The organism is Paenibacillus sp. EKM206P, assembly GCF_011066155.1.
Taxonomy (GTDB): Bacteria; Bacillota; Bacilli; order Paenibacillales; family Paenibacillaceae; genus Paenibacillus; species Paenibacillus polymyxa_D.
Genome location: NZ_JAAMNQ010000004.1, coordinates 190,365 through 206,001 on the forward strand (window position 1 = coordinate 190,365; position 15,637 = coordinate 206,001).

The 15,637-nt window shown below is 46.5% G+C and carries 14 protein-coding genes; 6 read left to right on the forward strand and 8 right to left on the reverse strand.

Features of this window, described 5'->3' with window-relative positions:
• Positions 1 to 44 precede the first annotated feature (44 nt).
• Positions 45 to 1,064: a hypothetical protein gene (locus tag G9G53_RS10675; RefSeq protein WP_029517060.1), complete on the forward strand. Its 1,020-nt coding sequence runs from the start codon at positions 45 to 47 to the stop codon at positions 1,062 to 1,064.
• Positions 1,065 to 1,182: 118 nt separating this feature from the next.
• Here the strand turns inward: G9G53_RS10675 and G9G53_RS10680 are convergent, their stop codons facing one another.
• The 3 genes from G9G53_RS10680 to G9G53_RS10690 form a co-directional block, all read right to left on the reverse strand.
• Entirely contained in the window at positions 1,183 to 1,521 is a 339-nt protein-coding gene (locus G9G53_RS10680) for a L,D-transpeptidase (RefSeq protein WP_029517059.1), read from the reverse strand.
• Positions 1,522 to 1,603: 82 nt separating this feature from the next.
• Positions 1,604 to 2,701 (reverse strand): ribosome small subunit-dependent GTPase A, encoded by a 1,098-nt coding sequence (gene rsgA / locus G9G53_RS10685; RefSeq protein ID WP_029517058.1) that lies wholly within the window; start codon positions 2,699 to 2,701, stop codon positions 1,604 to 1,606.
• Positions 2,702 to 3,180: 479 nt separating this feature from the next.
• On the reverse strand, positions 3,181 to 3,777 hold the full coding sequence (locus tag G9G53_RS10690; protein ID WP_165147482.1) for a DUF2087 domain-containing protein: 597 nt from the start codon (positions 3,775 to 3,777) through the stop codon (positions 3,181 to 3,183).
• Positions 3,778 to 4,072: 295 nt separating this feature from the next.
• Here G9G53_RS10690 and G9G53_RS10695 point away from each other — a divergent pair, with 295 nt between their 5' ends.
• The 3 genes from G9G53_RS10695 (at position 4,073) to G9G53_RS10705 (ending at position 6,138) form a co-directional block, all read left to right on the forward strand.
• On the forward strand, positions 4,073 to 5,044 hold the full coding sequence (locus G9G53_RS10695; protein ID WP_165147485.1) for a YpdA family putative bacillithiol disulfide reductase: 972 nt from the start codon (positions 4,073 to 4,075) through the stop codon (positions 5,042 to 5,044).
• Positions 5,045 to 5,066: 22 nt separating this feature from the next.
• Entirely contained in the window at positions 5,067 to 5,510 is a 444-nt protein-coding gene (locus tag G9G53_RS10700; RefSeq protein WP_029517055.1) for a DUF441 domain-containing protein, read from the forward strand.
• Between the two features lie 115 nt (positions 5,511 to 5,625).
• Positions 5,626 to 6,138, forward strand: a complete 513-nt coding sequence (locus tag G9G53_RS10705) for an ADP-heptose synthase (protein ID WP_165147488.1) — start codon at positions 5,626 to 5,628, stop codon at positions 6,136 to 6,138.
• 133 nt (positions 6,139 to 6,271) lie between these two features.
• Here G9G53_RS10705 and G9G53_RS10710 read toward each other — a convergent pair whose 3' ends face one another.
• The gene (locus G9G53_RS10710; RefSeq protein ID WP_039273555.1) at positions 6,272 to 6,574 is read right to left on the reverse strand and encodes a HesB/YadR/YfhF family protein; all 303 of its coding nucleotides are present in this window, start codon (positions 6,572 to 6,574) and stop codon (positions 6,272 to 6,274) included.
• A gap of 583 nt (positions 6,575 to 7,157) precedes the next feature.
• Between G9G53_RS10710 and G9G53_RS10715 the strand changes: the two genes are divergently transcribed.
• Both G9G53_RS10715 and G9G53_RS10720 read left to right on the forward strand, forming a co-directional pair.
• Positions 7,158 to 8,915: an ABC transporter ATP-binding protein gene (locus G9G53_RS10715; protein WP_165147491.1), complete on the forward strand. Its 1,758-nt coding sequence runs from the start codon at positions 7,158 to 7,160 to the stop codon at positions 8,913 to 8,915.
• Positions 8,915 to 11,002 (forward strand): ABC transporter ATP-binding protein, encoded by a 2,088-nt coding sequence (locus tag G9G53_RS10720; protein ID WP_165147494.1) that lies wholly within the window; start codon positions 8,915 to 8,917, stop codon positions 11,000 to 11,002. The genes G9G53_RS10715 and G9G53_RS10720 overlap by 1 nt, the downstream gene beginning before the upstream one ends.
• Positions 11,003 to 11,126: 124 nt before the next feature.
• Here the strand turns inward: G9G53_RS10720 and G9G53_RS10725 are convergent, their stop codons facing one another.
• From G9G53_RS10725 to argS, 4 genes are all read right to left on the reverse strand, one after another.
• Positions 11,127 to 12,095, reverse strand: a complete 969-nt coding sequence (locus G9G53_RS10725) for an S-layer homology domain-containing protein (protein ID WP_165147497.1) — start codon at positions 12,093 to 12,095, stop codon at positions 11,127 to 11,129.
• A 107-nt stretch (positions 12,096 to 12,202) separates the two neighbouring features.
• Positions 12,203 to 12,919: a hypothetical protein gene (locus G9G53_RS10730; RefSeq protein WP_165147500.1), complete on the reverse strand. Its 717-nt coding sequence runs from the start codon at positions 12,917 to 12,919 to the stop codon at positions 12,203 to 12,205.
• A complete protein-coding gene (locus tag G9G53_RS10735) occupies positions 12,916 to 13,833 on the reverse strand; it encodes an ATP-binding cassette domain-containing protein (protein WP_165147520.1) in 918 nt (305 codons plus the stop codon). Before G9G53_RS10735 ends, G9G53_RS10730 begins: the two co-directional genes overlap by 4 nt.
• Before the next feature lie 30 nt (positions 13,834 to 13,863).
• Positions 13,864 to 15,594: an arginine--tRNA ligase gene (gene argS, locus G9G53_RS10740; protein WP_165147523.1), complete on the reverse strand. Its 1,731-nt coding sequence runs from the start codon at positions 15,592 to 15,594 to the stop codon at positions 13,864 to 13,866.
• Positions 15,595 to 15,637 lie beyond the last annotated feature (43 nt).

Consider the following 15,637-nt stretch of genomic DNA (forward strand, 5'->3'; position numbering starts at 1 on the left):
TCACGTTAAGCCTGGAAGCTATGGACAAGGAGCGAACAAAAACCATGAGTAAACACATGATTACCAAAATAGTCTGCAACCTTTTATTCGCATTCTTAATTCTAACGATGCTGGCTGCATGCAGCAGGGAAAAAGCTTCAACCCGGAGTATAGCCCAACATGAAGCTGAAGCACGTGCCTACACCGTAACGGGTAATCCCAACCAAGGTGCATCATCCCTTGATGAACGAGCTGCCAATCATACACCTGTCCATCAGCAAGGCAGCAGCTATGTCGAAATATCAGGTGGCGTCAGCATTGATAAAAATACCGTGAAGGTTACAGGACATTCCAACCTCCCGGCCGGAGCACGGATCAAAGGGAATCTTGCGGTCAAAAACTCCCTGTTAACTGGGTACACGGATGAGACAACCGTTCAAAAGGACGGAAGTTTTGTACTCCAGGTACAACGCCCCGGAATACAGGGCAGTATGGATCTGACTGTTCTGTTCCGTCCAGATGACCAAGACAATGAAATACGAAATCTGTATGGCAGCGGTGGCAACAAATTGGAAGGTCCTTATGTATATCAATACGAAGAAAACAAACAGCTTCTGCATGAAGTTCGGATTGGGGCTGAATTTGATCCTGAACAAGAACGCAATACCCCTTTAGTTAAGCCCGTCTGGAACAAACCTAAGGACTACGGCAGCCCTCAAGTGTGGATTAAGCCTGATGTGAAGCAAGAGGGTAACTATTATCATGTATATGCGCGCAGCAATTTGCTGGAAGGGTCGGACGTCAAACTCAAGATTGATTTTCCGGGACGATGGCAGTTTGGCTACGATGATCAAACCAAAGTTATGCCTGACGGCTCCTTCAGCATGAGGGTCAAAAAGCCGAGCCTTGCCAACCGCTACATCATAATCATAAGTTTCGAACCAAACGAAGATATGTGGACCAACGCCAAACAGGCGTATGGTACACAAGGAGAACGTCTTTCGGGACCGTTAGTCAAATCTGCAGACGAAAAAGAGGGCTCCAAACAGATTGAAGCCCGTATCCCTATCCAACCCAAATCGTAACTAAACGCAGCATCTAACTTAAAGTTACGGCCGTTCGCCATGAAATACGCTTCACAGATACAGTCTATGACGCGGTTTCCACGTATGAGTAGATACAGAGTCTCATGTCGTCTAGCCGCTACGGCTGTATCGTGACTGGCGTGCCTATACTTACCCTCTCCTGAAGCTCAAGCACATCCTTATTCTGCATTCGAATGCAGCCATGTGACACCATCTTGCCAATGGACCATGGCTCATTGGTGCCGTGAATGCCATAATGCGGCTTGGACAGCCCCATCCAGAACGCTCCGAAAGGTCCGCCCGGATTAGGTTGTTTGTTAATAATCGTAAATTGCCCATGCGGTGTCTGTGTAGCCAGCTTGCCAATACCGACTGGATAATTAAGAACAATCTGATCTCCATCCTTCAAATATAAACGACGATCCGATAAATCCACCACAATGCTGTAGTTCGGCATATATTCACCCCTTTATACCATATGCCGACTACAACATAGATTTTCGTATATTTTTACATTTGATACTTCACTGCAGTTCGGCTCACCACTCCACATCACGTCGCCAGCCACTTCGCTGATCCCTACGCCCCGGGGTTGTGCTTGAACGACTATCTTTCCTGCGCCGGTCTGCTTCCTTACGCGCCTGATATTCCAGTTCCCGCTGCATTTTGCGATAATTGTTCACTCTGGATTCCGACAATTCCCCTCTCTCTATAGCTTCCTCCACTGCACATCCAGCTTCGCCCTTATGCTTGCAATCTGCAAAACGGCACTGCTGCGCCGTTTCCATAATATCCGTGAAGGTATGAGCGACACCCATGGAATCATCCCATAGATTAAGCTCGCGCATACCAGGTGTATCCAGCAAAACGGCTTGCTTTGCGATAGGAAAAAGCTGTCGGTGAGTGGTTGTGTGCCTGCCCCGACTGTCTTCCTCCCTCACATCCTGTGTCAGTTGAACCTCAGACTCGGAGAGCCAGTTTACTATCGTGGATTTGCCACTACCGGAAGAGCCTGTCAAAGCAACTGTAGAGCCAGGCTGAAGAAACGTCTCCAGTTGCTCTCTGCCTTCATTCTGCAAAGCAGAAATAACGATAACAGGTACACCAGGGGCAACTCCCTCCGCTTCAGCAACCCGTTGTTCGACATCTTCACAAAGGTCACTCTTACTCAAAACGACAACCGGGTTTACCCCGCTGTTCCAAGCCATAATTAAATACCGTTCCAGTCTGCGCATATTAAAATCATGATTCAGCGCATTAACAAGGAACAGCGTATCCACATTGGTAGCGATCAGCTGCTCCCTCGTCTCAAAGCCCGCTGCCTGTCTAGATATTCGACTTTTCCGCGGCAAGACGGCATGAATTACTGCATCCGACACTTCATCTGGCGTAGTGATTGCTAGCCAGTCCCCTACAGCAGGCATTTCCGCCGGATCGACAACAGCATGTCGTAGCTTACCTGAAGACACTCCCCAGCGTTCTCCATCCATTGTGATAAGCTTCACCTTTTGTCCGTAATCGGCAATCAAGCGAGCAGGACGTACCTGTGTATTTCCTGTGCGTTCCTCAAAGCCTTGCTTCCATTGGTCCCAAAAAACGTTCCAGTAATCAGACCAACCGTATTCATGTATACTCATTGTTTTCCTCCTGAATTCATTGTTCATTTTTGATCGTAATGTTATTTGATAGGTGTACATTTTCTCCCCGCATGCGAACAACGCGAAAAATCCGCAGGGGTTTCCCTGCGGAGGGTATACGATTCAGGTCGATGCGATCCGTTCGTTCACTTAAGCAAGCAGTCTCTCACAGACCACTCCCCAGAACCAACAACTGGATAACAAGACGCCTAACCATAAAAAATCCGCAGGGAATCACTCCCTGCGGATTTTGTTGGTTCTACTGTCCAACCAACTGCTAAGCCAAGACTATAGATCTATACAGTCTTTAACTGTGCATTGTCCGTGCGGGAGACAAGTCATTCTGCTGCTGAACCCATCCATTCATGTTCGTACGCATATAACATCGCCTCCTCCTAAAATTTCCTTTATCATACAAGTCCATCAATTGTCTGTCAAGGCAGCTACGAAACTTTTTTGAAATCTTTGTCAAGTTTCGTTTAGCGTACCTGATCCCAGCGCGTCCACATCTCACGCGGGTTCAATTCGTACATTTCCCGTTCCCTGTACATAAACTGATGCATAATCAGCTCACGCCGAATCGTTGCAAAATCCTCATGGTATTGCTTGATCCACTCGTTTAATTCACGTTCAGGATACATGCGGCCTGGCTCCAGCTTTTCTGCCAGCATCTGAAGTACGATCAATTTTTTCTTATACTGCGCAGGGATTTGGCGCAACTTGCCGTCCTTGGAAAAAAAATTGCGTAAGACCGATGCCTCCAGCGTTTCATTCAACTCTGACATCTCTTCCTCCCCCTCTCCTTTTTCGAAAATAAATCGCACCGTCGCCTCGGCATGCTGCCGGATCAATTCTGGATTCAGTGTAAAATACACCGTGTTTTTATCACGTCGTTCCTTAATCAACCCAGTCTCACGAAGTTTGGAAGCATGATGCGTAACAGTCGGTTGGGACAAATTCAGCTTTTTCGCCAAAGCTTGGCCATGCATCTCCCCACGGGACAAAAGAAGTAATATCCGCATTCGCATTGGATCAGCAAGTGCTTTATGATAATTGACCATTTTATCCAGTTGCATCGTTATTGCACCTCTTTTCACTAGTACATACTTGCTATGCAAACGAATTCAATCACATATAATTAGATATATATCTAATTATATGTTCACTAAATGTGGCTGTCAATCTTCACCGTCTGTCATCTTTTCTGAAAACGGCTGGATATTGTGTTCGCATTGCGGTAGGATTATTATTTGAAAACTTCTCACATACTGAGCGATTTGCTTCAATCCTGAGATCCGTTTTTAATCGTCAAAATAATGTTAACCCTACAAAACTGGCGTAATAAACCAATACAACTGGAGGTTCATCCAAATGCACGACGTAATCATTATCGGTGGCGGACCCTGTGGACTATCTGCTGCAATCGAATGCACCCGCAGAGGTTTGCAAACTGTCATTATTGAAAAAAGCAACATCGTTCACTCCATTTTTCTGTATCCGACGAACATGCAGTTTTTTAGCACCGCCGAACTACTGGAAATCGGTGATGTACCGTTCAGCACCCCTAATGACAAACCTTTTCGTCATGAAGCACTGGCGTACTATCGTAAAGTAGCTACACATTATAACTTGAACATTCAGCATTATGAGGAGGCCCAGTCTATTCATCGCCAGGATGACGGTACATTTACTGTACATACCCTGAGCAAAGGAGAAATAACCAAAACGTGTTCGTCACGCTATGTCGTTGTGGCTACAGGATATTTTGATCATCCGAACTATTTGGGCATTCCCGGGGAACAATTGGATAAAGTCACTCACTATTTCAGCGAAGCCCATCCCTATACAGGAACCCGGGTCGCAGTTATCGGTGGCAGTAACTCTGCGGTAGATGCTGCGATGGAATTGGTGCGGGTCGGAGCTACGATTGATATGGTATATCGTCGAAGCGAGTTGTCCCAATACATCAAGCCGTGGGTTCGTCCACTGTTTGACAGTATGGTACAAAAAGGGAAGATCACGCTGCATTTAGGCGCACGCATTACCGAAATTCATCCAGACCATGTCGTAGTCACTCCGCTGGACACTGAAGCATTCCGACTCGAAAATGATTTTGTACTGGCACTGACTGGATTTCACCCGGAACGAAAACTACTGGAGTCTGTCGGCGTTCATATGGCTGAAGATCTGGACAAACCAGAATTTAATCCTGCCACGATGGAAACGAACATCCCAGGTATATATGTCGCGGGGGTCATCGCTTCAGGCAGCAATGCCAATGAAGTGTTTATTGAAACAGGCCGCTGGCACGGGCGTCAAATCGCGGAGCATATCCAAAGCTAAATAAACGAAGGAGAACATCTGTATGGATTACAGCTCACTTATCTTACTGGTATTGGCTGGTCTTGGGATTGTTAGTGGCAACTCTACCGTGACTATTGCCATGGTTGTATTACTGCTACTGCGGGTAACCAGCTTTCACACTGCTTTCCCCTGGCTTGAAAAGTATGGCCTGACGATCGGAATTATTATTTTGACGATCGGGGTCATGACCCCGCTAGCCAGCGGTAAAATCAGTATCAATCAGGTGATGGAGTCTTTCCTGCACTGGAAATCTCTGCTCGCGATTGGTATCGGAATTCTGGTAGCCTATCTTGGCGGCCGCGGAGTAACTTTAATGTCTGGACAGCCCATTATTGTGACAGGTCTACTGATCGGGACCGTCATTGGCGTTGCCTTCTTTAAAGGAGTTCCTGTTGGACCTCTAATTGCTGCCGGATTGCTTTCCTTGTTAATCGGCCGCAGCTAAATTCGTACAACAAGTATAGGAATACATGATAGCAATCTGCATGTCGGGCTGAATTCAGTCCCGCTTTGTGGTATACTCATATCGCATAATTTGGTAAATGCAGGAGGCTTGACCGATGTCTCGACAATTTGTAACGGAAGCTGTAATGGTGGCTATATACGGCCAACTACTTACATCTCCCGCCCCTGTGGAATATATAGTGCCTTACACATCACTGCTAGAGCTATACGAATTCCAGGACAGCACAGAGCCGCTTATGGATAATCCTATGGACGATCAACATGTGAAGCGGAAGGTAAGCGAGTTAATCAGTTATTTTGAAGAACCGTTGAATCAGAAAAAAATTCGGCGTGCCCTTCAGATGCCTTGGGCCAAGAGCTTGCCTATTCTATTCGATGCCAATACATCACTTATTATCATTAATGCTGTTGATACAGCACATTACGGAGAATATTTTGATCCAATTGAGACTGAACTGGTGTTGACAGCTCAGCGTGAATCATTACCCATTCTGACGGATCAATTGGACTGGATTCACCGCATTATCGAAGCTTCCGTACCTGTACATGTGTACGACATTGATGATTTTGATTTTGCACTCGATGGTCCTATGCTTAACAACCCTTAACATACGACATACCTGCCTTAACCACAAAAAAGCGGCAGAGCATCATGTACAGGTTCATCTCCTGTAACACGATACTCCGCCGCTTTTCATGTCCAAGAACAATTATTTGCACGCTATGATTGACAGTGGAGCACTAAGCTTGTCCATCCTCAACATAGGTATAAATAATGTCATCATGTTCCTCCAAATACTTAACTTCCAGATGATGGCCCTTTAGATACCAGTAATCCTGGTCCTCCATATAAAACGTAATGCCAGCCGCTTCATGCTGTAATACGGGGTGCTGCGGAGGCTCTACGGCAATTCCCAGAGAAAAGCCTGGATGCAACCCACCGCCAGAGCTATAGCGAACAAAAAAACGGATCGAATCTCCACGTTTCAAACCAAGCTCCTTAATATACCACTGTGCCGCAGGTTCAGTTACCTGTATGCTCATGCGCTATTCTCATCTCCTTATACAATGACGTCTGCTAACTATATCATAGCATTTTTTAGAATGACCACCAACCGTCCTAACCCAGCCAGTTTTTTGGACAAGCCATATACATTTTTTTGAAAAAGGTTTGACAATTCGCAAAAAAGGGTGTTAAGATTCAACCATACGAGATCCATTTTGAAATTTATTACCAATTTGAACGATTACTCATGTTAGAATGAACCCATTTTGAGGAAGAAAGGAGTGTTACCGGTGCTAAAATTTCCTATTGCATTTTACCCACATCTACAAACACAACAACTTCATACCGGAGCATCTCCCCTGTCGCATCCTTCAGAATTGGGCCATTCATGTTGTATGGTTTAATACGAGTGGCTGCCTGCGTTTGAGCAGTTTTTCAGTGGTGAGTGTGCTGAAAATACCTGCGCGCCATATGATATTGAGATTTAAGGCATATCGTCTGCGGACGGTATGCCTTTTTTGCGCCTGTTGTCGGATCATACTTGTGGCAGCAAGCCCTGTTGTTTCTTCAAAATGGTACACAACTCTCGAATGAACTTGTCATGAAAGGATGGGATTCCTCTTGTTTTCAGTACTTAAAAATTTAAGCTGGTTTTTTAAAAGAGAACGAAGCCGATACTCCATTGGACTGTTTTTGCTGATAGCTGTTGGTGTACTGGAGCTTGCTCCACCTCGGCTGCTAGGTAGTGCCATTGATGAAATTGTGCGCGGTTCGATTTCCTGGTCCTCACTTTGGCATTATATTTTGTACATCATAGGCATTCTAGCCGTCATTTACTACATTACGTACATATGGATGCACAAGCTGTTTGGTGGTGCCAATCTGGTGGAGCGCTTACTGCGCACACGCTTTATGAATCATCTGCTGCGGATGACCCCTCCATTTTTTGAACGTAATCGCACTGGCGATCTGATGGCTCGTGCTACGAACGACCTTCGCTCCGTAGCAAGTACAGCGGGCTTCGGCATGCTGACACTGACAGACTCTACGGTCTATCTGAGCGTGGTATTAGTTGCCATGGGCACCCTAATCAGTTGGAAGCTGACACTGGCAGCTATCCTGCCCCTACCTTTTATTGCACTGGCTATGAGCATTTACGGTAAAGCCGTTCATGAGCGTTACACACTGGCACAAGATGCATTTGGTGATATGAACGATCAGGTGTTGGAATCCGTGGCTGGTATCCGGGTCATTCGCGCCTATGTGCAAGAGCGAATGGACGAAAAGCGTTTCGCTGATATTACTGACGATGTATTTCGTAAAAATCTGGCTGTCGCCCGGATGGATGCCCTCTTTGAACCAACAATCCGTTTATGTGTAGGACTTAGCTACGTCATTGGACTCGGGTATGGTATTTATCTGGTATTTCATAACGATATCACGCTAGGCGAATTGGTCTCCTTTAATATGTATCTAGGAATGATGATTTGGCCGATGTTTGCCATTGGAGAGCTGATTAACATTATGCAGCGCGGTAGCGCTTCACTGGACCGGGTCAATGAAACTCTCGATGTCCAGCCAGACGTTCAGGATGCCGCTCAACCTGTTCCAGTGGACCGCCTCGAATCCATCAGGATGAAAGACGTTACCTTCCGTTACCCAACCTCTACTATTGACAATCTGTCACATGTGAGTCTGGAGCTCAAACGCGGAGAAACGCTAGGTGTCGTCGGTAGAACCGGCAGCGGTAAATCCACTCTACTCAAACAGCTACTGCATGAATATCCAACAGGTAGCGGTGATATTTTAATCTCCGACATACGTTTGGAGGACATTGCAGTAGAACAACTACACAGCTGGATCGGCTACGTGCCGCAAGAGCAAATTTTGTTTTCCAAATCAGTGCGCGAGAACATTCAATTCGGGAAACCTCATGCAGATGATGACGACATTATGGAAGCAATCCGTACTGCTGCCTTCGATCAGGATTTAGGTACCCTGTCTGACGGGCTGGATACACTGGTCGGAGAAAAAGGTATCGCCCTGTCTGGCGGCCAGAAGCAGCGCGTTTCGCTGGCACGCGCCTTTATCGGTGACCCGGATATTCTATTGCTCGACGATGCACTGTCTGCAGTAGATGCCCGGACGGAAGCTAGAATTATTGACAATATCCGACGCAAGCGCTCAGGTAAAACGACTCTGATCTCTACCCACCGCCTCTCCGCTGTAGAACATGCAGACCGGATCGTCGTGTTGGAGCAAGGACGCATTATTGAGGAAGGAACCCACAGCGAGCTGCTTCATACTGACGGATGGTACCGACAACAGTATGAACGGCAACAAGTGGAATCTGATCTGACCTCAGGGGAGGTATCCTAATGAAACCCAATATCGGCAAAAGGCTATTCCAGTACGCACTGACGAGCAAAGCAGGCTTTATCGCCGCTCTCATCGCTTTGGCTATCGGAGTAGCCGCCGAGCTGGCTGGTCCCTTCATCGCCAAAACGATGATCGACGACCATATGCTCGCTATTGAAAAACCATTTTATGAAACAACTCGTGTGGACGACGGCACTGTAAGCTATGCGGGAACCCACTTTAAGCGTGAAGATCGCTTTGAGTCCGGGGAGACTAAAGGTCGCGAAGCGAGAATTTTACAAGTTGGAAAATCTTTCGTATTTGTGGATGGCTCGGTTCAAGTGGCTGACGGTAATCGCTCCTTTACGAACGGAACGCTGACTGTGACACGTGGCTCCGACACCTTTCGCTATGAAGCCAAGGCTCTGACAGCTGATGAACTGTATAGCTTTTACAAACCGGAAATGCCCGGTATCTTTCAACTGATTGGTTGGTATTGCTTCTTCCTGGTTATTTCCATTTTTGCTGAATTCGGCAAAACATACTGGCTGCAATCCTCGGCGAACAAGGTCATTCAAAAGCTTCGGCTTGATCTCTACGCGCACATCCAGCGGTTGCCAGTTTACTTTTTTGATAACTTGCCTGCAGGCAAGGTCGTATCCCGTGTTACGAATGACACTGAGGCAGTCAAAGATTTGTTTGTGGCTGTGCTGTCAAATTTCACTTCAGGGATTGTAACGATGGCAGGGGTATATGTTGCACTCTTTCTGCTGGACTTCAGACTGGGTCTTATCTCACTGTTTATTGTACCGTTACTGATCTTGTGGATTGTATTGTACCGCAAGGTCGCCACCCGCTATAATACGATCATTCGGTCCAGACTCAGTGAGATTAATGCGATTATCAATGAATCGATTCAAGGGATGTCCATTATTCGCGTATTCCGGCACCAGAAACAAACGCAGCAAGAGTTTGAAGAATTGAATGATGACTACATGAAGCATCAGAATAAAATGTTGAATTTGAACGCCTTCACTTCGCACAATTTAGTCAACGTGTTGAGAAATCTCGCCTTTGCCGTCGTGTTGTGGTATTTCGGATCTGAGGCGCTTGGCACTACAGGTAGTGCTGTTTCACTAGGCGTATTGTATGCCTTCGTCGATGTGCTGGGTCGACTGTTCCAACCTATGACGGGTATGGTCAACCAACTCGCTGTACTGGATACTTCCATCGTATCCTCAGGACGCGTATTTGAGTTGATGGACGAAACTGGAGAGCCGGTGACCGACGGCATGATGCCGCGCTACAAAGGCCAGGTAGAGTTTAACGACGTTTCCTTTGCCTACAAAAAGGATGATGTACTTAAACATATTTCCTTTACAGCACAGCCCGGCCAAACGGTTGCCCTTGTCGGACATACCGGATCAGGCAAAAGTTCGATTATCAACCTGCTATTCCGGTTCTATGATCCGCAAAAAGGAACGATCACCATTGACGGAACGTCTGTCAAAGACATCCCTAAGCAATGGCTTCGTCATCATATGGGTATTGTTCTTCAAGATCCATATTTGTTCACAGGTACGGTAGCCTCCAATGTCAGTCTCGGAGACAGCCGAATCACGAGAGAACAGGTGAATAAAGCGCTGCATGATGTTGGAGCCGACAAACTGTTGGCCCATTTGCCGCAAGGATTCGATGAGCCCGTTATTGAGAAAGGCAGCACCTTATCAGCCGGGCAACGCCAGCTTATTTCCTTCGCTCGTGCACTAGCCTTTGATCCCGCAATTTTAATTCTGGATGAAGCTACTGCCAATATTGACACCGAAACAGAAGCGCTCATCCAATCCGCTCTTGAGGTACTCAAGAAGGGACGTACGACCTTTATCATTGCTCACCGTTTGTCCACCATTCGCAGTGCGGACCAAATTTTGGTGCTGCATCGGGGTGAAATTGTTGAACGGGGTAGCCATGACGAGCTTATGGCTCAAGGCGGTCGTTACTTCCAAATGTATCAGCTCCAGTCGGGAACAGTTGCAACAGAATCAGATTCATCCTCTGCTACACCTCCTGCGCAAAATGACTTACTTACTGGCAAAGTCAGCATTTAAAGCTTGAATAGCCCTATTCTTTAGGGCTAACGATGAACATTTGGCATGAAAAAAACCAGCAAGTCTCCCCTACACATTGGAGACTTGCTGGTTTTATTTTATATAGGACATATGGCTTGTAATTTTATTTAGCTACAGACGTGCCTGTTCCTGTGGGTGGAAGCACTGTTCCATCTACTGCTTTGAGCGTAACCTTATACTTGCTGTCTACCAACGTACTTGTGTGGGTATCCGTAATGACCTGAATATTCATTTCCCCTGGCTTTGGACTAGTCAGCTTGTAGTAAATTACTGCATTCGTATCATCTACGTAGTCGATGTGATCCACTTCAATGCCGTAACCTGGATTAGGTGCCTGCAGACGGGTGATTGTCACTTTGTTCTGCTGGTCATTTGCCTTCTCTATACTCATACTAATATTGTTTTGTTGAACCGGATCTACAGGCTCAGCCGGATTTTCAGGAGTAGCTTCAACCGTTTTATGACTTTGTACAAATTCGGATGCGTTATAGACCATTTCTGCTGCCTCCATCCGCGTTACTTTACGATCCGGGTTAAAGTTGCTCTGTTCGTCCAATTTTGCAATTTTGGTCAGTAGCAGGAATTGAACTGCTGCGTTTGATTCCTGGTCTAGTTTATTGCCATCCGCTACATTAATTAACATACGGACAGTTGGATATTCACCCGTTGCACTCACTGCTTTATACAGAATATTAGCAAATTGTTCTCTTGTCATACGAGTGCTTGGATCAATATCTGGTGACAAAGGGATTTGGTGTTGGGCTGCAATCCGATAGGACTGAGCATACCATGCGGAAGCCGGAATGTTTGCAAAGGAACCCGTTGTGAAATCAGGCATTACCTGAAGATCCATTGCACGAACAACCAAGTGTACTCCTTGTGCATACGTGAGCGTTTGATCCGGTGCAAATTTATCCTTGGTTATTCCTTGAATAATTCCTTTGTCCTGAAGTGAGTTTACGATCTTCTCCTGTTCAGCTCCCTTTATATCACGAAAAGCAGAGGCCGACGTTGCTACTGCCAATGAGCAGATGACAAGCAGGGCAGCTGTCACGCTTTTGTTCTTTTTCATGAGATACACCTCCATGTTTACTTTGCTTCTACACTTACCGACGCAATAAAAGCATCAAATGTTTCAAATATGCACAAATTGGTTGCAAAACAGTGGAATACCTGCGATTAGTGTAACCCGTCTAACTCTTTTCTGCTCACAATCTTTATGTATGCACCTATCATTACAAAAGCATACACCGCGGGAAGCAGCAACGCCCAAATAACATCTTCCGTATGCATCTGATCCAGGTTCATCATTGCATTTACTATAAGATGAGCAGGGGGAAGAATCCATATCATCCACTGAACTCCGACGGGAAGCAACTCCGTCAGACGCGGTCCGGCAAGCGATGCAGTGAGCGCGATGATAACCAATGACAGGCTACGATTCATTTTCGCTATAAAAATTCGCTGGCAAAATAGGGATAAGGACAATCCTAGTAATGCAAGCGATAAATGACCTATAACACCAACGATCCATTGCAGCGTAGAAGGTACATGCTCAAACATTTTGAAAACTGCCGGGTAAATCACTGCAACACCTGTCATAAAAACAAGCAGTATATACGCGGCTATTAACTCAGCGCTAAAATAGATCCAGTGACGTCGAGTATGTTGAACTGACAGCTGCTTTTGTACCGGATGCTCGTGGTTCAATAGACTGACTCCCAGCCATGCGGAAGCAAAAAATAATAAAAGGGCAGTAACACTGTAGCTGTCGGCTATAGGGCTGGGCTTGTAAGAATAGATCAGCATCATGGCAAATAAATAGATTACAGCAGGCGGTACATAACGTCGTGAACGCGTATAGCTTTGCAATACGTAACGGATAGCAAAAATCATAAGGTCGTTCCCTCCCCCTTGCGTCCCCGACTTACAACAGAATGGGAAGCATCAGCAATATCATTGGACCACTTCGCGTCCTGATGTACGGAAACAATAGAGGCTCCTGACTGAATCAACTTCATCAACAGCCGATCTCCCGCCTCCTTCTCTACAGCCACACGAATACGATCACCATGATTATCGACCATCCACTCTGTCTGCTCACTAGAGAGCAAACTCTCTACCTCCGACGCCGAGATACCTGCGCATACAATCTGTTGTACTGTGCGCAGTACATGATGCGGGTCGTATTGTGCCACAAGACGCCCATACTCCAGAACAAGCACCTGCTGCGCTGCCTGCTGTACAAGCTGTGGCTCATGAGTGGAGGCCAATACTGTGATGCCCTGTTCCCTTAAATCGCACAGAAGCTGAATTAACGTAATTTGCGTTTCCTCATCCACGCCACCAAGTGGCTCGTCCAGCAACAGTAACTCCGGTCTCCCCAAAAGTGCCTGTGCCAGGTTAACCTTTTGCAGCATCCCTTTGGAAAAACCACGCATGTCACGATCAGCGGCATGTATTAATGCAAATTGCTGCAGCCGAAAATCAATTTCTCGCCTCAATTCGTCCCGCTGCATCCCCTGCATGAAGCCCATATGCTGTAAATACTGCCGTGGTGTAAAATTCAGCTGCGGCAGCCGATCAGGCGCATAACCAATGGTTATCAAAGATCCTGGTCGCCATTCGATACTGCCAGAGCTGGGCCGCAGCAATCCCGCCAGCAAAAGCAGCAGTGTGCTTTTGCCGGAAGCGTTTTTACCTACAATCGTAATCACATTTCCCTGCTCAATAGTAAAAGTAACGTCATCCAAGGCAGCTACATTTTTGTATCGTTTACTTACATTACACATGGTTGCAAGAATACTCATTTGTCTCTCGCTCTCCTTTATTCGCTTTGTTTACATCCGATTCGGTGCTTTCAGACCAAGAAGTTGCAGCGCGCATGCCAGAATATCGGCAGTTTGTTCCGCCAACTGAATACGCCATTGTCCACCGTCGACAATCCTTTCCTTGGCGTAAAACCGGTTAAACGCCTGGGCCGTATCCAATGCAAATCTCGCAATTACCGAAGGCTCTAGTTGGCGAGCCGCTCGTATCAGTTGACCGTGATAGCGACCCAATTGCTTAAGCAGCGCCCAACCTGCGTCACCCAATATTTCATCCGATACGTCATTCAAATCATGAGAATGGCTATCTTGGAAAAGGTCATTGTCGCTAGGGTTAGTATTAACATCAACATCGGCGCGAGCGTGAGCTTTCTCCAGAAGGCTGCGTATGCGCGCATGAGTATACTGCACATAAGGCCCGGTCTCGCCTTCAAAGGTCAGCGCCTCCTCCAACGAAAAGTCCACTTCATTCAGTCGGTTGTTTTTTAAATCACCAAAAATAATCGCCCCGATGCCAACGTCCTCCGCTATTGCCTGTTGTTCCTGTAAACCAGGGTTCTTCTGAGTAATGATGCCTTGAGCACGCGCTACAGCTTCATCCAGCACCTCCTCCAGCTTCACAACCTTGCCACGTCTTGTGGACATTTTCTTACCCGCAAACCGCATTAATCCAAACGGCACATGCTCACATTGCTCCGCCCATGCCTCCCCTGCATGCTTCAGCACCGCAAACACCTGCTGGAAATGCAACTTCTGTTCTCCACCAACGACGTACAGCAACCGATCAGCCTTCATCACTTCATGACGATAAATCGCTGTTGCCAGATCACGTGTCGGATAAATGGTGGTTCCATCCTTTTTCAGAATAAGACACGGAGGCAGTTCCTCGTCTTCCAGGCGAACTACGAGCGCCCCATCACTTTCCTCCAACAATCCTTTTGCTCTTAAATGATCAATAACTGCCTGCATCTTATCATTGTAAAAACTTTCTCCCAGCACATGGTCAAATGTAATGTTTAGACGCTGGTACATACGATCAAATTCACCCAGACTGATTTCAACAAAAAACTCCCATAGTTGTCGAGCCTCCGCATCCCCATGTTCCAAACGTCGGAACCACTCGCGCCCTTCATCCTCCAAAGTCGGATCATGATCGGCCTCCTGATGAAAACGCACATATAGCTTTAGCGATTCACCAATCGGATCATGTTGTAACTGCTCCTCATTTCCCCATCTTTTATAGGCCGCAATTTGCTTACCAAACTGTGTTCCCCAATCCCCAAGATGATTCACACTAATAGGTACATAACCTGTTTCACCAAGTATGCGATACAAGGCAGCACCGATAACCGTAGAGCGAAGATGACCGATACCAAACGGTTTGGCAATATTAGGCGAGGACATATCAATAACTACCCGCTGCCCGTTCCCGATATTAGGCCTGAGGAAATCAGCCTTGCTCAATTCAGCAAGCATAAGCGGAATATGAACCGATCGATCCAAGGTTATGTTTACATAGGCACCCGATGCTGAAGCGGTTAAACCTTCTTTATGGCCTACTAGTTCCGCCAATTCCAGTGCAATGTGCTGCGGAGACTTTCGAAACTTTTTAGCCAGCATAAAACAGGGAAACGCCACATCTCCCCATTCAGGCTGCGGAGGCACCTCAAATAAAGATAAAATTTCTTTCTCCTCCAAGCCCGTATGGGCTAATATCGCTTGAGCAGCAATCCTCATTAACATGATGATCTCTCTCCTTCTTTTTATAGAATCTAACAAAAAAAGC